We start from the raw sequence: 24,574 nt of genomic DNA on the forward strand, positions 1-24,574 counted from the left end.
AACAACAGACAGCACTCGGGCGAGAGCACCGGACAGCGCTTGCGGTGGCAAAGATGTGAGGAGGGTGGCAAATGCAGCGTTACTCGGGATTCGGGCTGGTCAAGCATGCGCTCAGCCACCATGAGAACTGGCAGAAGGTCTGGCGTAGCCCAGAACCCAAGAAGGAATACGATGTCATCATCGTCGGTGGCGGCGGGCATGGACTGGCCACGGCCTACTACCTGGCCAAGGAGCACGGCATCACCAATGTCGCGGTGATCGAGAAGGGCTGGCTGGGCGGTGGCAACACCGCGCGCAACACCACCCTGGTACGCTCCAACTATCTGTGGGACGAGGCGGCGGCGCTCTACGAGCACTCCATGAAGCTGTGGGAAGGCCTGTCCCAGGACCTGAACTACAACGTGATGTTCTCCCAGCGTGGCGTGCTCAACCTGGGCCATACCCTGCAGGACATGCGTGACATCCAGCGCCGCGTGAACGCCAACCGTCTGCAGGGCATCGACGGCGAAGTGCTGGATGCCCAGCAGGTGCAGGAACTGGTGCCAGCGATGGACTGCTCCAGCCGCGCACGCTATCCGATTCTCGGTGCCTCCTGGCAGCCGCGCGGTGGCGTGGCGCGTCACGACGCCGTGGCCTGGGGCTTCGCGCGCGGTGCCGACAGTCTCGGCGTCGACCTGATCCAGCAGACCGAGGTCACCGGGTTCCGCAAGCAGGATGGCGCCATCGTCGGGGTGGAAACCTCGCGCGGCTTCATCGGTGCCAAGCGTGTCGGCGTGGTCACCGCCGGCAACTCCGGTGTGATGGCCGAGAAGGCCGGCTTCCGTCTGCCGCTGGAATCCCACCCGCTGCAGGCGCTGGTTTCCGAGCCGCTCAAGCCGATTCTCGACACCGTGGTGATGTCCAACCACGTCCACGGCTATGTCAGCCAGTCCGACAAGGGTGACCTGGTCATCGGGGCCGGCATCGACGGCTACGTGGGCTACGGCCAGCGTGGCAGCTACCCGACCATCGAGCACACCCTGCAGGCCATTGTCGAGATGTTCCCGATCTTCTCGCGGGTGCGCATGAACCGTCAGTGGGGCGGCATCGTCGACACCTGTCCGGACGCCTGCCCGATCATTTCCAAGACGCCCGTGAAGGGGCTCTATTTCAACTGCGGTTGGGGCACCGGTGGCTTCAAGGCCACGCCGGGTTCCGGCAACGTCTTTGCCTGGACGCTGGCCAAGGGGCGCACCCATCCGCTGGCAGAACCCTTCTCCTATGACCGTTTCAACACGGGCAAGCTGATCGACGAACATGGCGCCGCCGGCGTCGCGCACTGAACCTGCCGTCAGGAGACGACCGACCATGATGCATATCTTCTGTCCCTACTGCGGCGAGCTGCGCGAGGAAGAGGAATTCCACGTCAAGGGCCAGGCGCATATCGAGCGCCCGAAGGACCCCGTAGCCTGCTCCGATGCCGAGTGGGGGGATTATCTGTTCTTCCGCAACAACCCGCGTGGCGTTCATCACGAGCTGTGGATCCACGCCGTGGGTTGTCGCAAGTATTTCAACATCACCCGCCACACCGTGACCTACGAGATTCTCGAGACCTATCGCATGGGCGAGCAGCCCACCATCACCGGTGAGACGAAAGCCGATCCGACCACGCAAGCCAAGGGGGTGAGCGCATGAGCCAGCAAGACCACCAGACCGCCGCTGCCCCGCGCCGTCTCGCCTCGGGTGGACGCATCGACCGCGCCACGCCGTTGACCTTCACCTTCAATGGCAAGCGCTATCAGGGCCTGGCAGGCGATACCCTCGCCTCGGCGCTGATGGCCAACGGCCTCGATGTGCTCAACGCCAGCTTCAAGTATGCGCGTCCGCGGGGCCTGGTCGCCGCCGGTGCCGAAGAGCCCAACGCCATCCTGCAGCTGGGCAGCACCGAAGCGGGCCAGGTGCCCAACGTGCGTGCCACCCAGCAGGCGCTTTACGACGGCCTGGAAGCCCACGCCGTCAGCGGCTGGGTCAAGGCCCAGAAGGACCTGATGAGCCGTTTCCTGCCGCAGGTCGGCAAGCTGGGCGGCAAGTTCATGCCGCCGGGCTTCTACTACAAGACCTTCATGGCGCCGGCCTCGCTGTGGATGACGTATGAAAAGTACATCCGCAAGGCCGCCGGTCTCGGGCGTTCTCCGCTCGAGGACGACCCGGACATCTATGATCACCTGCATCAGCACACCGATGTGCTGGTGATCGGCTCCGGCCCGGCGGGCCTGATGGCGGCGCTGGTCGCGGCCCGCAGTGGCGCGCGCGTCATCCTGTGTGACGAGCAGGAAGAGCTGGGTGGCTCACTGCTCTCCATGTCGGCGGACTGTCTCGATCAGACCCTGGACGGCAAGCCCGCCATCGAATGGCGTGACGCCGTGCTGGCGGAGCTTGCGGCCTGTGAGGATGTGCAGCTGCTGCCGCGCACCACCGCCAACGGCTATCACGATCACAACTTCGTGACCCTGCACGAGCGCCGCACCGAGCATCAGGCCGATCTCGCACCGCGCAATGCCCGTGGCGCCCAGCAGGCACGTTCACGCCTGCATCGTGTGCGCGCCCACCGCGTCATCATGGCCACCGGTGCCCACGAGCGGCCGCTGGTCTACAGCCACAACGATGTGCCGGGCAACCTGCTGGCCGGTGCCGTCACCACCTATCTGACCCGTTACGGCGTCGCCGCCGGCAACAAGCTGGTGCTGTCGGTCAACAACGGCCACGCCTATCGCGCGGCGCTGGCATGGAAGGCGGCCGGTCGTGAGGTGGTCGCGATTGCTGATGCGCGTCCGGCCCCTGCCGGCGTGATGGTCGAGGCGGCGCGTGCCGCAGGCATCCGCATCATCGCCGGCTCCGCCGTGATCGAGGCCAAGGGCGAGCGCCGCGTGACAGGCGCGCGCATCGCGGCCATCGATGTCGATGGATTTACTGTCACCGGTGAAGTGGAAGAGCTCGCCTGCGACACCATCGCCAGTTCCGGCGGCTACAGCCCGGTGGTTCACCTGGCGGCGCACACCGGCGCGCGTCCGGTGTGGAGTGATGAGATCCACGGCTTCCTGCCGGCGCTGGGCGCACCGATGCTCAAGGGCTTCGATGCCTGTGGCGCCGCCAATGGCAGCTTCGCGCTGGAAGATGCGCTGGTCGCAGCCTATGCCAGCGGTGTCGCCGCGGTGGAAGCCTGCGAGTTCGAGATCGCCAAGGCCGAGGTGCCGGCGGTGTCCGAGCTTGCGGAATCCCCGATGCTGCCGCTCTATCAGGTGCCGCATGACAAGCCCACCGCACGCGCACCCAAGCAGTTCGTCGATCTGCAGAACGACGTCACTGCCGCCGGGATCGAGCTCGCCACCCGCGAAGGCTTCGAGTCCATCGAGCACGTCAAGCGCTACACCGCGATGGGCTTCGGCACCGACCAGGGCAAGCTGGGCAACATCAACGGCATGGCGGTCGCCGCGCGCTGTCTGGGGCAGACCATCCCCGACACCGGCACCACCGTATTCCGCCCCAACTACACACCGGTGACCTTCGGCGCCATCGTCGGCCGTCACTGCGGCGAGCTGTTCGACCCGATCCGCTACACCGCGATGCACGAATGGCACGTGGCGCAAGGCGCCAAGTTCGAGGATGTCGGCCAGTGGAAGCGCCCCTGGTACTACCCGCAGGGCAGTGAGGACATGCATGCCGCCGTCGAGCGCGAGTGTCTGGCGGTGCGCGAGAAGGTCGGCGTGCTGGATGCCTCGACCCTGGGCAAGATCGACATCACCGGTCGCGATGCGCGCGAATTCCTCAACCGCATCTACACCAACGCCTGGGCCAAGCTGGGCGTCGGCAAGGCGCGCTACGGCCTGATGTGTCACGACGACGGCATGGTGATGGACGACGGTGTCACCACCTGTCTGGCCGAAGACCACTTCCTGATGACCACCACCACCGGTGGCGCGGCCTCGATCCTTGAGTGGCTGGAACTGTGGCACCAGACCGAATGGCCGGAGCTGGACGTGCAGATGACCAGCGTCACCGATCACTGGGCGACCCTGACCGTCACCGGCCCCGAGGCGCGCGCGCTGGTCGGCGAGCTGACTGATATCGACCTTGACCGCGACAGCTTCAAGTTCATGGAAGTCCGTGAAGGACTGATCGCCGACATTCCCGGGCGCATCTTCCGCATCTCCTTCACCGGCGAGCTGTCCTACGAACTCAACGTGCCGGCCAACTACGGGCTGCATGTCTGGAAGCGTCTGTTCGAGTGCGGCAAGAAATACGGCCTCACGCCCTACGGCACCGAGACCATGCACGTGCTGCGCGCCGAGAAGGGTTTCATCATCGTCGGTCAGGACACCGATGGCTCGATCACCCCGGAAGACCTCGGCATGCAGTGGTGTGTCGGCTATAACAAGCCGTATTCCTGGATCGGCAAGCGTGCGCTGTCGCGTCCGGATACCCGCCGCGATGACCGCAAGCAGATGGTCGGCCTGATTCCGACGCGCAAGAAGGCCGGCGATGAGCGCATCGTGCTGCCGGAAGGCTCGCAGATCGTCTTCGACCCCGAGCACGCCATCCCGATGCCGATGGTCGGCCACGTGACCTCCAGCTACTACAGCCCGACGCTGGGACATGGCTTCGCGCTGGCGGTGGTCAAGGGCGGTGCCAAGCGTATCGGCGAGACGGTGTTCCTGCCGCAGGCCGATGGCACGACGCTGGAAGCCGAAATCACCTCACCGGTGTTCTACGACAAGAAAGGGGAGCGCCAGCATGTCTGATGCCACCACACTCGACCCGCAAGCGGGTGCCGCCGTCGAGGCGCAGCCGCAGGACATGACAAGTTCTCAGACGTCGGTGATCGACCAGCGCCCGACGCCTGAAGTTCACGCCCAGAGCGCCCGTTCGCCGCTGGCGCATCTGTTCACGGCCCGCGATGACGGTGATGCCGGCGTCGTGCTGCAGGAGAAGGCGTTTCTCGGTCACCTGACGCTGCGCGGTGACCCCGCGCAGCCGGGCTTCGCCGAGGGTGTCGAGGCGGCGTTGGGTCTGGCGCTGCCGTTGACCCCGGCGACCCTCCACCAGAATGAGGGCGGTCGCTCGATCCAGTGGCTGTCACCGGATGAGTGGCTGATCCTGGTGCCCGGCGAGGAAGCCTTCGCTGTCGAGAAGGCGCTGCATGAGCGGCTTTCGGGGCGCTATCAGGTGGTCAACGTCAGCGGTGGCCAGACTGTCATCTCGCTGAGTGGCGACCAGGCGCGTCAGGTGCTGATGAAGTCGACGCCCACCGATGTGCACCCGCGAGCCTTCCCGGTCGGGCGGGGCGTACCGGCGGTGTTCGCCAAGGCGACGCTGGTGCTGCGCCGCGTCAGCGAGAGCGAATTCGAGCTGGTGGTGCGCAGAAGCTTCGCCGATTACCTCGGCCGCTGGCTGCTGGATGCCAGCGAGGAATTCGGGGTCTGCATCAAGGCCTGAGATCTGCGTCTGGAGAGAGGTCTGCGTCTGGAGAGAGCTCTGTCGCAGGCGCACGCCATGACCTGAATCGGCTGCCAGGGGCCTTGCCCGGGCCAGGAGGCGGGCTTCAGAAATACTGAAGCCCGCCTCAATAATATTGGTTTGTCGCGCAGGGCCCCGGATGCAACCCTGACGTTGCAGCTTCCAACAATGAATAATCCTTACATGACAGGCACCTATGTATGCGTGATACCTGGATTCTGACCGCCCAATGTCCCAGCCGTATCGGCACGGTGGACGTCGTGACACGCTACCTGCGCGAGCAGGGGTGCTATATCACCGAGCTCAATTCCTTCGATGACCGCCTGTCGGGGCGCTTCTTCATCCGGGCCGAATTCCGGCCCCAGACCGAGGCCGGCGAACTCAGCGACAGCTTTGACGCCGCCGGTTTCGAGCAGGGGCTGGGCACGCGTGCCGCCGACTTCGAGATGGACGTCAGCCTGAGTGCGCCGGAGGAGCGCATGAAGGTGGTCATCATGGTCTCGCGCTCGGACCACTGCCTGAACGACCTGCTCTATCGGCATCGCATCGGCCAGCTGCCGATGGACATCACCGCCGTCATCTCCAACCACCCGGACATGGCGTCGCTGGCCGAGTGGCATGGTCTGCCCTATCACCACCTGCCGATCACCGCCGAGACCAAGGCCGAGCAGGAAGCGCAGGTGTGGAAGATCGTGCAGGACACCGGTGCCGAGCTGGTGATTCTGGCGCGCTACATGCAGGTGCTGTCGAGTGACATGTGCGAGAAGCTCTCGGGGCGGGCGATCAACATCCACCACTCGCTGCTGCCGGGCTTCAAGGGCGCGCGCCCCTATCACCAGGCCTACGAGAAGGGCGTCAAGCTGGTCGGTGCCACCGCGCACTACATCAACGATGATCTCGATGAAGGGCCGATCATCACCCAGGGCGTCGAGACGGTGGATCACGCCCACTATCCGGAAGACCTGATCGCCAAGGGCCGTGATATCGAGTGCCTGACCCTGTCGCGTGGCGTGCGTTATCACCTCGAGCGTCGCGTCTTCCTGCATGACAGGCGCACGGTGGTGTTCGGCAACTGAGTGCAGATTGCGAAAAGAGAAACGCTGAAACACGAAGCCCGCGATCAGGAGGTCGCGGGCTTCGTGTCTTCTGGCGTCGTGTCTTCTGGCGTCGTGTCTTCTGGCGTCATGTCTTCTGGCGGTGAGGCCTCTCAACGAGAGCGACTCAGCCCGACTTGCGCAGGCTCCACAGGAAGTAGCTGCCGCCGATCAGCGAGGCCATCAGGCCGGCGGGGATCTCGTAGGGCGAGAGCAGCTGACGGCCCAGCCAGTCCGCCAGCACCATCAGCAACGCCCCACACAGCACCGCGCCGAGCATGTGATCTCGCGCGCGGCTCAGCCCCAGCAGACGCGCCAGATGCGGGGCCAGCAGGCCGACGAAGGACAGCGGGCCGACGATCAGGGTCGCCAGCGCGGTGAGCACCGCCACCGCGCCCAGCAGCACCAGACGGGCACGGATCACGCCGATGCCCAGTGCGCTGGCATTCGCCGTGCCCAGCGGCAGGATGTCCAGCCAGCGCGCCAGCGGGCGCACCAGCAGCACCGCGACGATCGCCAGCGCGAGCACGCCAACCGCCGCGGAGAGGCCCACGTAGTAGGTGGAGCCGGACAGCCAGGCCAGAATCTGCTGACCGCGCGGGTCCCCATCGGCGAGGATGATGCCGCGCACCGCATCGTAGAGCGCCGTGATCGCCACCCCGCACAGCAGCACGCGTTCGGGGATGAAACCGCTGCGATGATTGAGCGCCACCAGCAGCGCCAGACAGGCCAGTGCCCCGCAGACGCCCGCGCCCAGCAGGGTCAGCTGGCCCGGTTCCGGCACCAGCAGCAGTGTCAGCATCAACGCGATGGCGGTGCCGCCGCTGATGCCGAGAATCTCGGGGCTGGCCATCGGGTTGCTGGTCAGGCGCTGCAACAGGGTCCCGGCGAGGGCCAGCAGCACGCCGGCACCTGCCGCCGCCAGCACGCGTGGCAGACGGAAGTCCAGCACGCTGGTCTGGCCTGACAGCAACTGTTGGAGCATGTCACCGCCAAGCGTCCAGCCATCGACGCCATTGCCGACGAGAAGCGCCAGCAGCAGGGCGATGATGACGCCTGCCAGCAGCCAGCCCAGCAGGCGATCGGGGCGGGGATGACGATGTGTCAGTGACATGCCGTGATGACTGGCGGGGCCTGCTCCCTGCGCCATCTTCAGGCGCGGAATCAGCCACAGCAGCAGCGGCGCGCCGAGGGCCGCCGTCATCGCGCCGGTGGGAATCAGGTTGGGCAGCAGGCCATCGAGACTGGCGACCACCAGGTCCGTCACCGCCAGCAGCAGTGCCCCGAACAGCGGTGCCCACAGCAGGCGCTGACCCAGGCGGCGTGCGCCCATCAGACGCACGCAGGCCGGCGCGGCCAGGCCGATGAAGCCGATGATGCCCAGCACGCTGACCACGCAGGCGCTCAGGAATACCGCCAGCCCCAGGCTCATCAGACGCAGCTTGCGCAGCGAGACGCCCAGGCTTCTGGCATTGGCCTCGTCGAGATCCAGTACCGCCAGCGGGCGCATCAGCACCAGTGCCAGCAGCATGCCCGGCAGCAGACGGGTGATCAGCGTGGTCACGCCGTCCCAGCCGTTCTGCGCCAGCGAGCCTGCGCCCCATACCAGGGTGCCGTGCAGGGCTTCCTGATTGAACAGCAACAGCACCATGCCCAGCGCGCCGATGTAGAGGTTGACCACCAGGCCCGCCAGCACCACCACGGTCGGTGACATACCGCGTGCCCAGGCCAGCGCGAATACCAGCCCCATGGCGGCCAGGCCACCGGCCAGCGCGACCCATTCTCGGCCGAGCTGGAAGCCGTCACCTCCAAGACCCGTGCCGGCCATCAGCGCCGGGGCGAACAGCGTCGCCAGCATCATCGCCAGACTCGCGCCACTGGCAACGCCAAGGGTGGTGGGCGCGGCCAGTGGATTGCGCAGCACCTGCTGCATCAGCACCCCCGCCATCCCTAGGGCAGCCCCGGCCAGCAGCGCGCAGATCAGCCGTGGCCACCAGCTGACATGGGCCACCAGTTGGGCGGAGAGCAGGGCACTATCCGTCTGGCTGAGACTGGCCGCATTCGTGACATCGGGGGATGCCCACAGTGCGGTCAGGCCCTGCATCAGGCTCAGGCCGTCACGGTTGAGGGCGAGGCTACCCAGCACCAGCAGGGCCAGCGTGAGCAGACTGCAGGCTCTGCCGGGAGTGAGCCGAAGGGGATTGGGGGCGGAAGAGGAACGCTCTCTCATGACCTGCTCAGGGGTGGCCATCGGTGATCTCTCCCTCAGGTGCCGGCTCGCCGTCGAGCGCCGTGTCCGTGTGGTCGTTGAACAGGTGCTCGTCAAGCAGATCCTCGTCAAGCAGGTGCCTGGCGAGCAGGTCGGCGAAACGATTGGCCGAGGGCAGGGCGCCAAAGCTCCATACCGGCGGCAGGAACAGTGGCGCCGAGGCAGCGCTGTTCTCGCGCACGCCGGGCATGGCCTGCCAGAGACCATTGCGCGCCAGGGCCTCGCGTCCGCCGGGTGGCAGGGGCTCCACCACCACCATGCGGCCCTTGAGGGTCACCAGCTTCTCGAGACTGACGGTGGCGAAGCCCCAGGCATTGGTATCGCCTTGCCAGGCATTGTCGATGCCCATGCGCTCGATCACCGCCTGGAACAGGCTGTTGTCACCGAAGATGCGCACATGGCGGTCATCCATGAACTGCACCATCAGCAGGGGGCGCAGCGCCTGACCCTCGCGAGCGCTCTGCTGGCGCAAGGCGGCAGCGTAGCCGGCCAGTCGGGCCGTGCTCTGGCGAATCAGTTGCTCGGCCTGTGGCTCGCGCTGCGTCAGCTTGCCCAGCTGGCGGGTCGCCGCGATCAGCGTCTGCCAGGTGTCGGCATCCGGGGTATAGATGGCGACACTGGTGACCGGCGCGATGGCCGACAGGCGTGGCGTGAGGCTGGCGAGCATCGGGCTGATCAGGATGTCATCGGGGGCGAGGGCGGCCAGCTGCTCCAGATTCGGTTGGGTGCGCAGACCGAGATCCCGCGTGCCTTGAGGCAGCGCCGGTTGAGCCACCCAGCTGGCGTAGGTCTCCACCTGGCCCACGCCCATGGCGCGCACCCCGAGTCCGGTCAGGGTCTCGGCCAGGGTCCAGTCCAGCGCCACGACGGGGCGATCGACGAAGCCCGCTGGTGCCCCATAGGCGTCACCCGTCGTGGCGGCGCTGGCGGACCCCGCGGCCAGCAGGCTCAGGCCGATCAGTACCATCAACCACTTCATACCGGCACCGCGATCTGTTGCTGGCCATGCGCCGGGGTGATCACCTGCATCTCGACGCCATAGATATCCTTGAGCGTGGCGGGATTCATCATCTCGTCGGGCGCGCCTTCGGCCAGCACCTTGCCACTGTGGAGCGCTACCAGACGGTCGCAATATCGCGCCGCCAGATTGATGTCGTGCAGCACGATGATGATGCCCAGTCCCAGGGTGTGGCTGAGATGCGAGACCAACTCCATCACCTCGATCTGGTGGGCGATATCCAGCGCCGCCAGCGGTTCATCCAGCAGCAGATAGCGGCTGCCCTGGGCCAGCAGCATCGCCAGCCACACGCGCTGACGCTCGCCGCCGGAGAGCGTATCGACCTGCTGGTCGGCGAAGGCCTCGGTGTGGGTCAGTGCGATGGCGCGCTCGATGGCGGCCTCATCCTCGGCGCCGGGACGCCCCAGCAGGCCGTGCCACGGATAGCGCCCGAAGGCGACCAGCTCTCGTCCGGTCAGCGCTTCGGCGGCCGGCAGGTGCTGGGGGAGATAGGCCACGGCGCGGGCGAATTCACGGTTGCCGAATTCCGAAAGCGCACGCGCATCCAGCGACAGCCGGCCGCTGGTGGGCTGCATCTGTCGTGCCAGCAACTTGAGCAGCGTCGACTTGCCGGACCCGTTGTGACCGATCAGGCCATGCACCTTGCCCGGCGCGAAATCCAGCGCGGAGGCTTGCAGCAGACAGCGCTGACCGAGGGTGAAGCGCAGTTGGTCGAGAGTGAACATTGAGGCGTCCGTCAGCCGCATTCGAGGCGGTGCTTGAAGGTGGAAATCATGATGAAGACCCGGGGATGTCGCCAGCGCGCGTCCTGTTGTCGGCCCGCTCACCGCGAAAGCAGCCGGCGGCCGTCAGTCGATCCGCACAATGGCGTTGCGCCTGCTGGACATAGCGGCCTGCCATGCGCTCCGAGACCCCCAGACGCTCGCCGATCTCACGCTTGGTCACGCCTTCCAGTCGATACCAGAGGAGTGACTGACGAAGATGGTGGGGCTGCTCGGCGAGCGCCTGCTGGATCACCTGAAGCTTCTGGCGCCGCGCGAGACAGCGCTCGGGGTCCAGGCGTGTCGCCGAGAGACGCTCGTCGTCGTCCTCCATTTCCTCGAAGACCGGGGCGCGCGACTGGTGGCGGTGATGATCGATGATCAGATTGCGTGCGATCCGATACAGCCAGGCGCGCGGATTGCGCGGCGGCTCCCCTGTCATCCTGAGGCGCAGATAGACGTCATGGCACATGTCTTCCGCCAGATCATGCGAGGCCAGCTGACGGGTCAGGAATCCGATCAGCTCCTGGTGATAACGGGCAAACAGTGCGTCCAGCGACGCCAGCTCATCCTCGGCCACCGCGCTGGTGTCCGTCCGGGCGTCAGCCACCGGGCAGGCAGCCCGTGCCGGCGGAGCGCAGGGGGGCCGTTGCGTCTGCAGGTCAGCGCCCTCATCTGAGCGGGCTTCTGTCAGTGCTTGGAATGCGCAGAAGAAAGAGGACATCCACGGCTCGCAATGAGGATTGGCGTGATGAGGCGCTCAATCATATTGGTGTTGCGAATCATTATCAATGTCTGTCTGGCAGGCACGCGTCTGACCGCCTGCGAAGCATTCGGAGGCGGCCAGACGCGCAAGGCGGGACTTGCGCGGAGGGGGCCGGCCTCCCGGATCACGTTCAGCGAGATGATCCGGGAGGCGCGACGCCGTCAGTGGCGGGCGAAGGCGGCGATGGGGTTGTCCAGCTCTCCCTTGAGTTGCAAGGCACCGGAGGGGTCGGTGAGGTCGACCATCTGCTGGTTGTTGCGCAGCTGCAGTCGGTTGAGGCACGACAGCGTGAAGCGTGGCGCGAACAGGTCGTGATGCGCGAACTTGTCGGCCATCTCCGGGTGCGCATCCTGGTAGTCATGGATGCAGGCCGCGACGCATGACCAGAAGGCGTCTTCCGTCATCACCTGCTCGCGCACCAGCAGCGGTACCGCGAAGCGGAAGATGCAGTCGAAGATATCGGTGAGCAGCGACAGGATGCGGATCGGTTCCGGCACCTCGACCACCAGACGCTCGACTCCTTCCGGCAGCTCCAGGGCGCGGGTCTCGTCGGTGGCGAACAGCGCGGCCTCTTCGGCGATGTCCTTCATCAGTGCACCACACGGCACGCCATCGCGCAGGCGCATGATCAGGTTCTCGCCATGCGGCATGAACACCAGATCATGCTTGAAGTAGCAGTGCAGCAGCGGCGTCATGTAGGCCGTCAGCCACTTGTCGATCCACGCTTCGGCGCCGATGCCGGAGCGCTCGATCAGCGCAGGCAGCAGCGCCTTCTCGTCGTTGTCGACGTGCAGCAGCGCGGCCATGGTCATCAGGCGCTCGCCCTCGTCCTTGACGTCTTCCGGGCTCTCGCGCCACAGGCTGGCCAGCATCTTGCGATAGCCGACGGCCGCCGGGTCGGCATCTTCCAGCACGTCATCGCGATAGCCGATGGCGGCGACTTCACGCAGCAGACGGAAGCCCCATGTCTCGAAGGACGGGTCGGAGTCGATCAGCCCCTGCAGCCACTGGTTGATGGCCGGCGTGGCGCGCATGTAATAGGGCGACAGACCGCGCATGAAGCCCATGTTGAGGATCGACAGCGCGACCTTCACGTAGCGGCGGCCCGGCTGGTTGCGGTTGTAGAGCGTGCGGATCGACTGCTGGGCCTGATAGCGGTCCTCGCCAAGGCCCAGACAGACGATGCGCTGGCTTGAGATCTCGGCGGCGAAGGTGATCGCCAGCTTGTGATTCCACTGCCACGGGTGCACCGGCATCATCAGGTAATCGGCGGCATCGAGGCCCTTGGCCGTCAGCTGATGCTCCAGGCGGGCCAGTTCGGCGTGACCCAGTTCCTCTTCCAGCAGACGGCGCGGATCGAGACCATCCACGCCGGAGTAATGCGCGTTGTCGCGATGCACGGCGATCCACACCAGCGCGAAGGGCTGTGCGGCCTCCGGCGCGTAGGCGCGATAGTCCAGCGCATCGAAGCCCATGCGGCCATTGTTGGCGACAAAGCACGGGTGACCTTCACTCATCGCCGATTCCAGGGTCTGGAAGGAGGCACCGGCCAGCACGCGGGCGGATTGATTCTCGCGCACGGCGCGCTGCATCTTCCAGGCGCTGGAAGCGAGCGTGGCGCTGACTTCCTCGAGATAGACCGGCAGCAGGCGCGGCGGAATCTCCAGCACGTCGTTGAGTTCCAGAATCAGCTCGCGGGCATCCAGCGGCAGGGCCTCGCCATTGGCGTCCAGACGCTGGAGGGAGGCCGCGTCGATCAACCAGTGATCGAGCTGGAAGCGGCGCGCCACGAAGCGATATTCCACCGCACGACGACTGACGGGGGCCTTGTCGCTCGCCGGGGCAGACAGCGAGAGGCGGTAATGATGCCAGCCATCCGTGATGCGGGCGTTGGTCTCGTCGGCACACTGCGGGTGGATCAGGCGCTCATGGCTGAATTCGGCCAGCGCCTTGCGCACCAGCAGGCGATTGGCCTGTTGCCAGTCCGGCCCGGTGAGATGCTGACCGGCCGCCGCCGGATTGGCGGTGACGGCGGTATCCAGTCGCGGGCTGCGGCTCGCCAGGGCGGCGCGGAAGTCCTGCGGGGTGCAGAAGCACAGACGCGCGGGCTTGCCGTCGAGATCCAGCGGGCCGTGATCGACGAAGCCGACGGCGGCATTCAGCGGGTGAATGGCGGTATTGCGGCTGTCGGGTTCGACCACCACGCGAGTGACCGGGCGGACTGCCTCACCGGTATCCGCGGCGTGCTCGTCACGGAACTGGCCGGCGAAGATCATCGCCATGATCGTTTCGATCACCGCACGCGAGAAGCCGCTGATGGGGGCCTGGTCATCGCTGCGCGGCGCGATGAGGAAGTGCATGCCGAAGTCGCCTGGCTGCACGGCGTAATGCTTGCCTAGCGGGTCGTGTGCCGGGTCATAGAGCTCGACCAGAAACGCCGGCTGGTCGTTATAGAGACCGAGCCAGCCCTGGGCGTGGCGACTGTCTTCCAGGCCCTGATAGAAATCGTGCTTGGTGGTGAGCAGGTCTTCGCTCATGCCCCAGAAGCTGGCGCGCGCGCCACTGGTCCACTCGTCCACCAGCGCCATGTCGGCGGCGAGATCCAGCGGGCGCAGCGCGAATTCCGCTCGCTCCGGCGTGCTGTCATCCTGCGGCTTGCGCAGGCGCGCCTGGGCCTGTTCGAGCTCCACCGAGCGGCGCGAGAAACGTGTGCCGGGTACCGGGCTCAGCAGGTCGAGTGCCGGGGAGGTGTCCAGTGATGTGTCGCCGAAGATCTGCTGGGCCGGGGTCGCGGCGCTGTGGGCGTTGGCACGGGTGGTGGTGATGTCGACGGGCATGTTCATGCGGTGGTCTCCCGGTGTTGCGCTGCGCGTGAGGACTCGGTGGGGGCGGTGCTGGACGAGGCGGTCTTTTCGCTGGCTGCACTGGCATGCAGGTCGGTCTCGCCATAGGCCAGATGGGCGGCGGGCAGGGGCGTGAAGCCGTTGCCGTTGCCCTTTTCAACGCCCGGGGCGCCGAAGCTCTGGAAGGCGATGCGCCGCTCGATGGGATAGACCTCACGCCCGGTGATGGCGCGCAGGATGCAGCTGTTGCGATAGCAGGCCATGCCCAGGTCCGGGGCGGCCAGCGAGTGGGTATGCAGCTCGGCGTTCTGGACGAAGATCTCGCCGGCAAAAGGCGACTGGTCACCTTCATTGCCTTCGGCGTCTGCGGTGCTCTGCGCATCGACGGCGTAGAAGCGCCCGACGGCGTAGCGGCCTTCGGCGTCACGACGGATGCGTGACTCGATGCTCTTCAGGAAGGGCGGGGCGACGTAGTGATAGCCGGTGGCCAGTACCACGGCACTGGTCTCGTGGCGCCATGCCTGCTGCTGTTCGCGCTGATAGAGCCCCAGGCTGAAGCCGCCATCGGCGCTCTCGCGAGTCAGCGAGGTCAGCTCGGTATTGGTCATCAGGGTGGTGGGCACCACGCCCTGCAGCTGCTTGGCGTAGAGGGTGTCGTAGATCTCGTTGATCAGTTCGAGATTGATGCCCTTGTAGAGGCCCTTCTGGGTCGCCAGCAGGGTATTGCGCTGTTCGCGCGGCAGGGCATGGAAGTAGTCGATGTAATCCGGTGACGTCATCTCCAGCGTCAGCTTGCCGTATTCCAGCGGGAAGAAGCGCGGCGAGCGCGTGATCCAGTTGAGCTGGTAGGCGTGCTGGTCGATCTCGCGCAGCAGGTCGAGATAGATCTCGGCGGCGCTCTGGCCGGAGCCGATGATGGTGATGGCCGGCTGGGACGTCAGTTCGTCCTTGCGCGCCAGGTAGTGGGCGTTGTGGCACACGCGGCTGCCCGCCACAGGCACCTCGCCGCGTACCGCATCGGCAGCGCCGGGCAGATACGGCTGGGTGCCGGTGCCCAGCACCAGCTTGCGTGCGCGATAGGTGAAGGCCTCGCCGGTGCTGGGGCGAGTGCCGCGCACCACATAGATGTCGCCGACATGCTGGATGTCCTGGACCTCGTGATCGAAACGCAGGCTGGTCAGCTCGCGCGCCGCCCACTGGCAGTACTGGTTGTACTCGCGGCGCAGCAGGAAGAAGTCTTCGCGAATGTAGAAGTTGTAGAGCTTGTCATGCAGCTTCAGATAATTGAGGAAGCTGAAGTGGCTGGTCGGGTCGGCCAGCGAGACCATGTCCGCCATGAAGGGCGTCTGCATGCTGGCGTCTTCCAGCAGCATGCCCGGGTGCCAGTCGAACTCGGCCTTGCGCTCCAGGAAGACGCCGTTCACGTCCTCCAGCGGCTCGCTCAGACAGGCAAGGCTCAGGTTGAAGGGGCCGATGCCGATGGCGACGAAGTCGAGCACCTCATTGCGCGTTTCAGCTGTGTCGGTGACGTGAGGAGTCGAGGTGTCATGCATGACGGCTTTCCTTTGCTTCTGTGGTGTGGCTGCGACGGCTGGCGGCGGGGGCATCGGCCAGTGCTGCGGCGTGGCTTGCCTGGGCCGTGGTGCTGACGGCGAGGTGATGCGCCTTGACCAGCGCCTGACCATGCTGGCGGATCAGCTCGACCACCGCGGCGATGTCGTCGCGGGTGGTGTCCGGGTTGAGCAGCGTGAACTTCAGATACTGACGGCCGGAGACCTTGGTGGCGGCGACGATGGCTTCCCCGCTGCGCGACAGGCGCTTGCGGATCTCGCGATTCAGGGCGTCCCACTGTGCATCGCTGAGGGTGTCTTCGTTGGCGTCATGGAAGCGGAACACCAGGGTGCTGAGCTCCGGGGCCTGGACGACATCGATGTCCGGTGCCGCCGCGAGCAGCTGATGGCCCTCGCGAGTGAGGTCGATCACGCAATCGAGCATGTCGCCGAGGGCATCGGCGCCCATCAGGCGCAGCGTCAGCCACAGCTTGAGCGCATCGAAGCGGCGCGTGGTCTGCAGGCTCTTGTTGACCTGATCCGGTGTGCCCTCGCGGGCCTGGAGTTCCGGGTTGAGGTAGTCGGCGTGATAGGTGACGTGGCGCAGCTGGGTGCGATCACGCACCACGCAGGCGCTGCAGCTGACCGGCTGGAAGAAGGTCTTGTGGTAATCGATGGTGACGGAGTCCGCCATCTCGACGCCCTTGAGCCAGTGACCGTGACGACGCGAGGTGATCAGACCGCCGCCGTAGGCGCCATCGACGTGGAACCAGATGCCACGTGCATGGCATTCACGGCCGATGGCCTGCAGCGGGTCGATGCTGCCGAAGTCGGTGGTGCCGGCGGTCCCGACCACGGCCATCGGAATCAGGCCTTCCGCGCGCGCCTTGTCCAGCGCCTCACGCAGGGCTATCGGGTCCATGCGGCGACGCTCATCCACGGCGACGGGGATGACGGCGTTGTGGCCGAGGCCGAGCAGGGCACAGGCCTTCTGCAGGCTGAAATGGCTAATGCCGGAGGCGAAGACGCGCAGGCGCCCGGCTTCCGGCGGCAGGCCGTGGGTCTGGTTGCCGGGGTGGTTGGGCAGCTTCTCGCAGACCGCGTCACGCGCCAGCAGCAGCGCCATCAGGTTGGATTGGGTGCCGCCGCTGGTGAAGATGCCGTCCGCGGTCGGACCCAGGCCCAGTCGTTCGGTGGTCCAGTCGATCAGGCGCTGCTCGATCAGGGTGCCGCCGGCGCTCTGATCCCAGGTGTCGAGTGAGGAATTGATCGCGCCGAGCAGGCTTTCCGCCCAGACACCCGGCAGCACGACCGGGCAGTTGAGGTGTGCGATGTAGCGCGGGTGATGGAAATAGACGGCATCCTTCAGGTAGAGCGACTGGAGCTCCTCCAGGCCCGCTTCCAGATTCTCGAGGGGCGTCTCGAGATCCAGCTCGGCAAAGGCCGGGCGCAGGGCTTCCGGAGTGATGCCGCTGAAGGGTTGCTGAACGTTCTCGAGCTGTTCGGCGACCAGACTGCTGATGCGTTGCATGCCGGCCTGCCAGGCATCCATGTTGGCAGGTGAAAACAGGGCGGCGCTGGGCGAGCGGGACAGGGAGCTCGCGGCGGCAGCGGCCTGGGGGGCAGATGCGGGGGATCCTGCAGCCGCGCCATAGGTGGCGGCGGAATCATGAAGGCTGTGCATTACATAACCTTATGCGAATGTTCGCAGATAAAGACTTGGAAGAGACTCGCAGCCAGCCAGGGCAGGTGGCACAGGTGCGAGGACCAGTCAGGACATTCATCAAGTGCCGCGTGATGCGGTCGTTGTTGTTGGTGAAGTTGTTGGTGGAGTTGTTGGTGAAGTTGTTGGCAAAGCGGTTGGCGCGGTCAGTCACGCCTGCCGTGGGCATCGGCAGAGAGTGAGTCGTCACCGAGCGCCCCTGTGTCGGGCAATCTCGATGTCATGTGCGGCACACGCCAGAGGTATCAGATGATGAGTGGTTCAGGGCGATGGTGCCGGCGACATCCTTGCCGCCGGCGGGTCATGCGGGTCGATTCAGAATCGACGGACGGCGGACGTGTCGGAATCAGAAATCATAGGTCAGTGTCGCGGTCACGCTGCGCTCGGCACCGTAGTAGCAGAAGCTGGTGCTGTAGCAGGACGCGATGTATTCCTTGTCGAACAGGTTGCTGACGTTGAGCTGCACGCTGGTGCCGCTCCAGCCGACCTGGCTCAGGTCGTAGCCGACCAGGGCATCGACGAGTGCGTAGTTCGGGACCTTCTCGGTGTTCTCGGAATCCGCCCACATGTCGGCGTAGTAACGCACGCCGAGGCCGGCATTCAGGCCGGTCAGAGGGCCCTCGTTGAAGGCGTAGTCACCCCAGACGCTGACCTGGTGCTTCGGCACCTGGTTGGCATCGTTGCCTTCGGTGCCATCTTCCGCCTTGGCATAGGTCACGTCGGTGTAGCTGTAACCGGCCTGCAGCGCGAAGTCGCGGGTCAGCTGGGTGCGGGCTTCCAGCTCCAGGCCCTGGGACTCGATCTCGCCGTAGGACGTGTAGTAGCTGTCTTCCGGGTCCTTGGAGGCGACGTTTTCCTGATTGATGCGGAACAGCGAGACGCTGTACTGATCACGCGTGCCGTTGGGCTGGTACTTCATGCCGACTTCCACCTGCTTGCCGGTGGTCGGGTCGAGCAGGTCGCCATCCTCGTCGGTGTAGGAGTTCGGCGAGAAGGACGTGGAGTAGCTGACGTAGGGCGAGATGCCGTTGTCGAAGCCGTAGATCAGGCCGATACGGCCGCTCATCTCGTTGTCGTTCAGCTCACTGCTGGTGTTGTAGTCGCGATCGGTATTCTTGATGTTGACCCAGTCCTGACGCAGGCCGGCGGCCAGGTTCCAGCGGCCCCAGCTGAGCTGATCCTGCAGGTAGGCACCGGTCTGATCCAGTTCACGCTTCTGGTTCTCGGTGGCATAGATGGAGACATCGGCATCGCTGCTGCTGGTGACGTCCAGCGAGCTGGCGGTGCCGTATTCCCAGTCCACGTCGTTGGTGCGGGTCTGATAATCGGCACCGAACAGCAGGGTGTGATCGATGTCGCCGGTGGAGAAGCGGGTCTCCAGCTGGTTGTCGACCGTCCAGGCACGCAGGCTTTCCTCGCCACCGGAGTAGTAGCGGGTCAGCTCGGTATCCGAGGCCCAGCCATAGGCGTAGACCTGCTCGAGATCCACATCGGAACGCAGGTAGCGGAATTTCTGGCGCGCGGTGACATCGTCATTGAAGCGATGCTCGAAGTCATAGCCGAGCATGCGTTCGGTGCGATCGAATTCCTCGTAGTCCTCGTCGCCTTCGTAGAAGTCGTTGCCGAGCTTGATGCCGTCGTGGCTCACCACCGTGCCCTCGTAGGGGAGGCCTGAGTGGTAGCCGCCTTCCGGGTCCTTCTGGAAGTAGCCCATCAGGGTGACGGTGGTGTCGTCGGTGACATCCATGGTGATCTGCGGCGAGAAGGCATAACGCTCTTCGCTGACGGAATCGACCTGGGTGTCTTCGGCGCTGGCAAGGCCGGTCAGGCGATAGGCGATGCGCTTCTCGTCATCCAGCGGGCCGGTGAGATCGAAGGCCGCGCTGCGCTCGTTGTCGTCACCGACGGTGAAGCGCACCTGGCCGGAGTCCTGGAACTCGGGGCGCTTGGACTGCATCGCGACCAGACCGCCCGGCGAGGAGCGGCCGTAGAGGACGGAGGACGGCCCCTTGACGACTTCGATGCTGTCGAGGAAGTAGGGGTCGATGGTCATCGAGCTGTAGGAGCCCGAGTCACCCATCAGCTTCAGACCATCCAGGAAGGTGTTGCTGACACTGCCATCGGAGAAGCCGCGCAGGACCAGATAGTCATAGCGGTTGGAAGCACCGATCTGATTGGTGAACACGCCCGGCGTATAGTCCGCGGCACGCTGCACCGTCTCGGCGGCGCGCTTGTCGATGTCATCACGGGTGATGGTGGAGACAGCCTGGGGAGTTTCCAGGTAACCGGTCTGCGTCTTGGTAGCCGCCGTGGTGGTGACCGTCATGGTATCCAGCTGCTCGTCCTGAGCATCCCGATGGTCGGCCGCCACGGCCTGCCCGGTGAAGGGTAGGCTCAGGGCAATCGCCAGTGCCAGCGGGTGCCGTGGCAGTGAAAGCAATGGGGATTGATGCGGGTGTCGCGTGGCGGAGTCTTTCATGAGTGACGATGTTCCATCCTGAATGATGTTTTTGCGAATGCTTCTTGTTTGTCGTTCTCTCCTGAGGGAAGACGTACAGGGTTGGCATTTCTGAACCATGAATGAGAATTATTTTTGTTATCTGATGTCAGTGGGCCGTGCACGTGGCCTGGCGGGGGCTTCCGGTGGCGCTCAGACATGCAAAGACCGCCCCGAAGGGCGGTCTTTGTCAGAGGGCGGTCCTTGGCAGAGGGGCGCCTCGACGGAGGATGGCGTCGGCGGGGGATCAGCGGTCCTGCATCTCGCCCTGCAGCGTGATGGGGATATCGCCGACCAGATTGCCATAGCCCAGCAGGCCAAGCAGGGTACTGCCGACCTGGTTCTTGGCGACTTCCGCGCTGTCCAGCGCCATGGGCTCGGCGTTGGCGAAGCTCAGGCGGTCGGCACTCTCGCGGGTCACGTTCAGAGGCAGGGTGTCGCGGTGAGTGCGGTTGCCATCGGTGGCCGTGAAGGGCACCTGCATGCGTGTCGTCCTGCCTGTCTCCAGCGCTGCCAGAGCCACGGGGTCCAGATTCAGCATCAGGGTGGCGAGACGCATCTGACTGACGCCTGACAGCCACGGCGGCAGCTCGCCGACCTTGTCCAGCAGGTCGGTCTGACCGACGCTGAGCGGAATGCTCATCTTGCCGTCATCACCGACGGTGCCGCTCAACCCACGCAGGTGGTGGACGTGCTCGACATTGCCCTGCGCCTTCTGTTCGGTCAGCGTGGCGGTGGCGCCACTGGCATCCGGGATCAGCTGCCAGGCTGCCTGGCTGGGCACGCTGATGCCGATACCACTCATGGCAACGGCCAGGGCGAGGGCCTTGATAGGGGCGCGAAGGCGCTTGTGGAAGGAAGAGGTCCAGCGAAGAAAGGGAAATGACATGGTGACTCCTGATGGCTGGGCGCTATGAAAGGTGAGCTCTGTGCGGCGCATTGAGGCATTGGACACGCCAGTGGCGCAAGGGTTCGTGACAGGGTGGCAGGCGGGATGGGGCTGATCGGAGGCGGTGACGGCGGCTCGTGTCCAGCGAGGTCTATGTTGTTGAGTTTTCGGGCTTTCCTGACGCTTTGGCTTTCGCTATCATAGCGGCGCTGTCCGGGCCCATAGCTCAGTTGGTTAGAGCACTCGACTCATAATCGATTGGTCGCAGGTTCAAGTCCTGCTGGGCCCACCATCCCGAGGCGCTTTTCTGTAGCGCCTGCCAGGTCGCCATCGGCGGCTTTTTTTGTGCCTGCCCGTTTCGCCAGATCGATGGTTTTCCGCTTTCGGCTCTCCTCCGTGGCTCTTCGCCTTTCGCTGGCGGGGAACTCGGTCGCATGGGCTCGCATCAGCACGTCAGTCGTTCCGGCTCGCCTTCGCACTGCCAGATACCAGAACGCCCCGTGCCATGTGGCGACGGGGCGTCGGCTCGAACGTCGTAAAGGACTGCTCTGATGTCACTGCCTTGCGGGCGGCGACGAATCCTTCATGTCACTGCCACGAGAATGGCGCAAGACGCTTCGGTGTCAGTGGTGATCACTGAGTCTCGTCTGCCATCTCATCCTGGGCGTCATTGGCGGCACCGCTGATCGCGTTGCCTGCCGAGGTCAGGGCATTGGCGGTTGCCTGACGAGTGTCTTGCCAGGCGCTGGCAGCAGTGTCCTTGGTCTCATCCCAGGCAGCGGCCGCGCTCTTGCGAGTGTCCTGCCACCAGTCGGTGGTGTACTGCGGCTGTTCCTTGAGCTGAGCCTCATCCATGTTCACATGGATGCGATATTCGAGATTGTCGATGTCGTCACCCTGACGGGTTTCCAGCGTGAACTTGCCGGTCTCGACCACGTACTGCTGATCATCAAGGCCCAGCACTTCATCACTCTCGACCACCAGCGCGGCGACCTGCATGTTGTCGTCGAGCAGCACATCTTCCACTTCACCCACGACTTGCTGGTCGTCGTTCTGCAGATAGACGTCAGCATCCATCAGTTCATCAGCGGAGTAGAGTCCCTGCGGATTGGCCATGGCCAGGCCGGAGGTGGTCAGCAGAGTGGTCGCGGTGATCGCACCCAGAATCTGTTTGCGGTTCATCTTGCTCATGCCGTACTCCTTGCGTGTCGATTCTTCATTGCCGTCTGCCCTGATGTAATCCGGCGGCGACTGCGTGGCGTGCTGCAGTGATGGGTCAATCAGGACATGGACGATGTCGGGCTGCCATCTCGTGCAGCCATGCTTCCTAAGATTCAGATGACGCGATCAAGTTTCAAGGGGGGAGTGGAAAAACTTGTACGGTAGTTCATGCGCTCGTCACGAATCAGGTGCACTTTTCGGCCAGCGAGATGCCGGCGTCTGGCGGGGCTACGGCGGTCTGCCGGCAGAACAGGAGGGCAAGGCATGGAGGTGTCCATCAGTGAATATCGATGGCCAACCGCGCTGTCATCCGTGCTGGCGGAGGAGAATGCCGCACTCAACCTGCAGTTTTCATTGCACGATCACTGAATTTGTAGCGAAGTGTTACGGTCGGGGCGTGACGATTGTCAGTGGTGAGGTCGACATCTGCAGGGGGATCAACGCTGCGTAATCGCAGTTCAGGATGGGAGGTTCAGGGTGTACGTTAGCTATACAGATACGTTTTGATACTCAGAAAAACTTGTACAACAGTTTTCAAGTGTCTAACTTTGAGGGTGTCAGAGCGCAGCGAGGCCAATGATGAACGCCTCGCCAAGAGAGGGAATGGAGATCCGCAGCGTGCTTTTCAAGCCCTCGTCCTTTCCTTGCTCGAGATCTGGCAGGTCACGGTCGAGTCTATCGAGGAAGGCCGTGAGAGTTTTCATCAAGGATCCAGCGGAGGGCATCGAGATGAACGCAGTGCGCAAGGTTCCCATGGAGTGTTCACGTTGTGGCAGCAATCGCGTCAATCTGGGAGAAAGCCCGGCAGATGACGACATCGTGAGCTGCGCCGAGTGCGACGAATTTCTCGGGGTGTGGTTCATGCTGCGCGACCGGCTTGAAGCCAGCGCTCGCAAGCGTGCCACCATCGACCCTGCCTTGATGGCCAACCAGGTGATCAAGCAGCTTGATGCACAGGCTTGAGATGTTCTACCCACTGACAGCCAGCAGGTGATACGGCATTCATCAGTCGTCCAGCATGCTGGTCAGTGAGATGTGAGAGTCAGGCTTCGGCAATCGTCATCCTTTCGGTCAATCGTCCATTGCCGGAGCCCCGAGCAAGTGCCTTGTCAAAGGCGACATGAATTCGTGATACCGCTGGCGACTGTCCAGCGTCCTGGTCGACCCCCTCGGTGAGCGTTGCCTCCCGATTCAGGTCCTGTTCTGCCTGAGAGTGTTTTCCCGGCCATTGGCCGGGATTTTTTTGTGTGTCATCCGACAAGGCAATCAGCGTGTTTCGAGACAGCCTTGATCTGCATCATCCGTGGGAGTGTTATTCGTTTGTAAGATTGTCCTGTCAGGATGAGGCGCGTCTGATGCCCTGTCGCGGATGAGACATGCTGGAGATGCCTCGAGCTATCCGGGACATCAGCAAGGAATCTGATATTTCTAACATAAAGTGCAATGGAGTCTGCGGCCTCGTGTCTCCATCATGCGCACGCATGCTGAGCCATGTCTGCATGATCCCCTTATCGAGAGCCTGGTCATGACAACGTCACCTCTTGCGCCGAAAAGGAGTTCGCGCATGTTTTCTACTTCAATCCCGACCAGTAATGGACCTCGCTGCCCCGAGTGCAATGAATCATTGCATTGGCCAGCCTGTGATCTCCCCGATGAGCACCTGTTGAAATGCCCGAATGGTCATGTCCTGTGTTCCATGGGGGACTTCCGATTGGCAGCGCGTGAGATGGCACTCCAGGAAGAGTTTCGTCTGACGCGAGATGGTGCCCGCTCCCATGCGCAACGACGCCCACTGGAGCACTCCGCGAGAAATCGTCAGGATGCCATCGTCAGCGGTGAACGCATCAGCGCGGCTTGAGAGTTCTTGCATCCTGAGGTCTCCAGCTCATTGCAAAGCCCCCGCCCACGCCGGGGGCTTTGCGTTCCTGGCACACGACGCGAGCGGGAAGGGAGTCGTGTGCAGGAGACAGGCAGCCGCCTCACGGCTGCTCTTCTCGACCTTCGGTGGCAAGCACGCCATGGGGTTGCAAGCAGGATGCCTGCCCCCATGTCTTTCACAACCGCATGGATCCTGCGCACTTCCCGTTCCCCGGGCTTGCGTCGCGGATGCATGCCTTCCAGAGACTGCACAGGAGGCTGTTACATGTCCGATCTATCCGAGGAACTGCGTATCCCCAAGCCGTGCCCCGACTGTGGTAGCAAGCGGATGCGCGTCTCTCAGGTGCACAATCCGGAAGACAAGGTCTTCTGCGCCTCGTGCGGCACTTACGTCTGCCTGTATGCGGATGTGGCCAGGATGCGCGAGGAGGGGGCGTCCAGTGAAGCCGAAGAGCTGCTGGAGCAGGCCGCCAACAAGGGTATCAAGAAGTAACGATATCACCGGGGTATCCGGAGATGCCACGCCCTGAAACGCAAGAGGCCCTCACGTCGGTGAGGGCCTCTTGCGTTTC

At 64.4% G+C, this 24,574-nt stretch carries 19 protein-coding genes and 1 tRNA gene; 9 read left to right on the plus strand and 11 right to left on the minus strand.

Annotated features, from left to right (window positions below; translation table 11 throughout):
- Nucleotides 1-71 precede the first annotated feature (71 nt).
- The 5 genes from QD172_RS14760 to purU all read left to right on the plus strand — a co-directional run bounded on the left by QD172_RS14760 (nt 72) and on the right by purU (nt 6,569).
- Nucleotides 72-1,322: a sarcosine oxidase subunit beta family protein gene (locus QD172_RS14760; RefSeq protein ID WP_191236556.1), complete on the plus strand. Its 1,251-nt coding sequence runs from the start codon at nt 72-74 to the stop codon at nt 1,320-1,322.
- A gap of 25 nt (nt 1,323-1,347) precedes the next feature.
- Nucleotides 1,348-1,674, plus strand: coding sequence for a sarcosine oxidase subunit delta (locus QD172_RS14765; RefSeq protein WP_279856153.1), 327 nt, complete (start codon nt 1,348-1,350; stop codon nt 1,672-1,674).
- On the plus strand, nt 1,671-4,778 hold the full coding sequence (locus QD172_RS14770) for a sarcosine oxidase subunit alpha family protein (protein WP_279856154.1): 3,108 nt from the start codon (nt 1,671-1,673) through the stop codon (nt 4,776-4,778). Before QD172_RS14765 ends, QD172_RS14770 begins: the two co-directional genes overlap by 4 nt.
- Nucleotides 4,771-5,472, plus strand: coding sequence for a sarcosine oxidase subunit gamma family protein (gene soxG / locus QD172_RS14775; protein WP_240499601.1), 702 nt, complete (start codon nt 4,771-4,773; stop codon nt 5,470-5,472). Before QD172_RS14770 ends, soxG begins: the two co-directional genes overlap by 8 nt.
- Nucleotides 5,473-5,693: 221 nt before the next feature.
- Entirely contained in the window at nt 5,694-6,569 is an 876-nt protein-coding gene (gene purU / locus QD172_RS14780) for a formyltetrahydrofolate deformylase (RefSeq protein ID WP_279856155.1), read from the plus strand.
- Between the two features lie 145 nt (nt 6,570-6,714).
- On the opposite strand, the gene fhuB is transcribed toward purU, so the two are convergent.
- The 9 genes from fhuB to QD172_RS14825 all read right to left on the minus strand — a co-directional run bounded on the left by fhuB (nt 6,715) and on the right by QD172_RS14825 (nt 20,903).
- Entirely contained in the window at nt 6,715-8,817 is a 2,103-nt protein-coding gene (fhuB, locus tag QD172_RS14785; RefSeq protein ID WP_279856156.1) for a Fe(3+)-hydroxamate ABC transporter permease FhuB, read from the minus strand.
- Between the two features lie 7 nt (nt 8,818-8,824).
- Nucleotides 8,825-9,835, minus strand: coding sequence for an ABC transporter substrate-binding protein (locus QD172_RS14790; RefSeq protein ID WP_279856157.1), 1,011 nt, complete (start codon nt 9,833-9,835; stop codon nt 8,825-8,827).
- On the minus strand, nt 9,832-10,599 hold the full coding sequence (locus QD172_RS14795) for an ATP-binding cassette domain-containing protein (RefSeq protein WP_077379143.1): 768 nt from the start codon (nt 10,597-10,599) through the stop codon (nt 9,832-9,834). The genes QD172_RS14790 and QD172_RS14795 overlap by 4 nt, the downstream gene beginning before the upstream one ends.
- A gap of 46 nt (nt 10,600-10,645) precedes the next feature.
- A complete protein-coding gene (locus QD172_RS14800) occupies nt 10,646-11,245 on the minus strand; it encodes a sigma-70 family RNA polymerase sigma factor (protein WP_240499599.1) in 600 nt (199 codons plus the stop codon).
- 317 nt (nt 11,246-11,562) lie between these two features.
- Complete coding sequence (locus tag QD172_RS14805) at nt 11,563-14,244, minus strand: GNAT family N-acetyltransferase (RefSeq protein WP_279856158.1); 2,682 nt, start codon at nt 14,242-14,244, stop codon at nt 11,563-11,565.
- Entirely contained in the window at nt 14,241-15,797 is a 1,557-nt protein-coding gene (locus QD172_RS14810; RefSeq protein ID WP_279856159.1) for a SidA/IucD/PvdA family monooxygenase, read from the minus strand. The genes QD172_RS14805 and QD172_RS14810 overlap by 4 nt, the downstream gene beginning before the upstream one ends.
- Nucleotides 15,790-17,478 carry an aspartate aminotransferase family protein gene (locus QD172_RS14815; protein ID WP_077379149.1) on the minus strand — a complete coding sequence of 563 codons (1,689 nt, stop codon included), beginning with the start codon at nt 17,476-17,478 and terminating at the stop codon, nt 15,790-15,792. Before QD172_RS14815 ends, QD172_RS14810 begins: the two co-directional genes overlap by 8 nt.
- 385 nt (nt 17,479-17,863) lie before the next feature.
- On the minus strand, nt 17,864-19,996 hold the full coding sequence (locus tag QD172_RS14820; protein WP_279856160.1) for a TonB-dependent siderophore receptor: 2,133 nt from the start codon (nt 19,994-19,996) through the stop codon (nt 17,864-17,866).
- A 265-nt stretch (nt 19,997-20,261) separates the two neighbouring features.
- A complete protein-coding gene (locus QD172_RS14825) occupies nt 20,262-20,903 on the minus strand; it encodes a hypothetical protein (protein WP_279856161.1) in 642 nt (213 codons plus the stop codon).
- Between the two features lie 215 nt (nt 20,904-21,118).
- Between QD172_RS14825 and QD172_RS14830 the strand changes: the two genes are divergently transcribed.
- A tRNA-Ile gene (locus QD172_RS14830) sits at nt 21,119-21,195 on the plus strand.
- A gap of 341 nt (nt 21,196-21,536) precedes the next feature.
- Here the strand turns inward: QD172_RS14830 and QD172_RS14835 are convergent.
- Both QD172_RS14835 and QD172_RS14840 read right to left on the minus strand, forming a co-directional pair.
- Nucleotides 21,537-22,094, minus strand: coding sequence for a PRC-barrel domain-containing protein (locus QD172_RS14835; protein WP_065392634.1), 558 nt, complete (start codon nt 22,092-22,094; stop codon nt 21,537-21,539).
- Nucleotides 22,095-22,681: 587 nt separating this feature from the next.
- Nucleotides 22,682-22,828: a hypothetical protein gene (locus QD172_RS14840; RefSeq protein WP_279856162.1), complete on the minus strand. Its 147-nt coding sequence runs from the start codon at nt 22,826-22,828 to the stop codon at nt 22,682-22,684.
- A 25-nt stretch (nt 22,829-22,853) separates the two neighbouring features.
- Between QD172_RS14840 and QD172_RS14845 the strand changes: the two genes are divergently transcribed.
- From QD172_RS14845 to QD172_RS14855, 3 genes are all read left to right on the plus strand, one after another.
- Nucleotides 22,854-23,087, plus strand: coding sequence for a hypothetical protein (locus tag QD172_RS14845; protein ID WP_065392415.1), 234 nt, complete (start codon nt 22,854-22,856; stop codon nt 23,085-23,087).
- A gap of 601 nt (nt 23,088-23,688) precedes the next feature.
- On the plus strand, nt 23,689-23,982 hold the full coding sequence (locus tag QD172_RS14850) for a hypothetical protein (RefSeq protein WP_136939025.1): 294 nt from the start codon (nt 23,689-23,691) through the stop codon (nt 23,980-23,982).
- A gap of 285 nt (nt 23,983-24,267) precedes the next feature.
- Complete coding sequence (locus tag QD172_RS14855) at nt 24,268-24,495, plus strand: hypothetical protein (RefSeq protein ID WP_077379159.1); 228 nt, start codon at nt 24,268-24,270, stop codon at nt 24,493-24,495.
- Nucleotides 24,496-24,574 lie beyond the last annotated feature (79 nt).

Source organism: Cobetia sp. 10Alg 146 (assembly GCF_029846385.1).
GTDB classification, from domain to species: Bacteria; Pseudomonadota; Gammaproteobacteria; order Pseudomonadales; family Halomonadaceae; genus Cobetia; species Cobetia marina.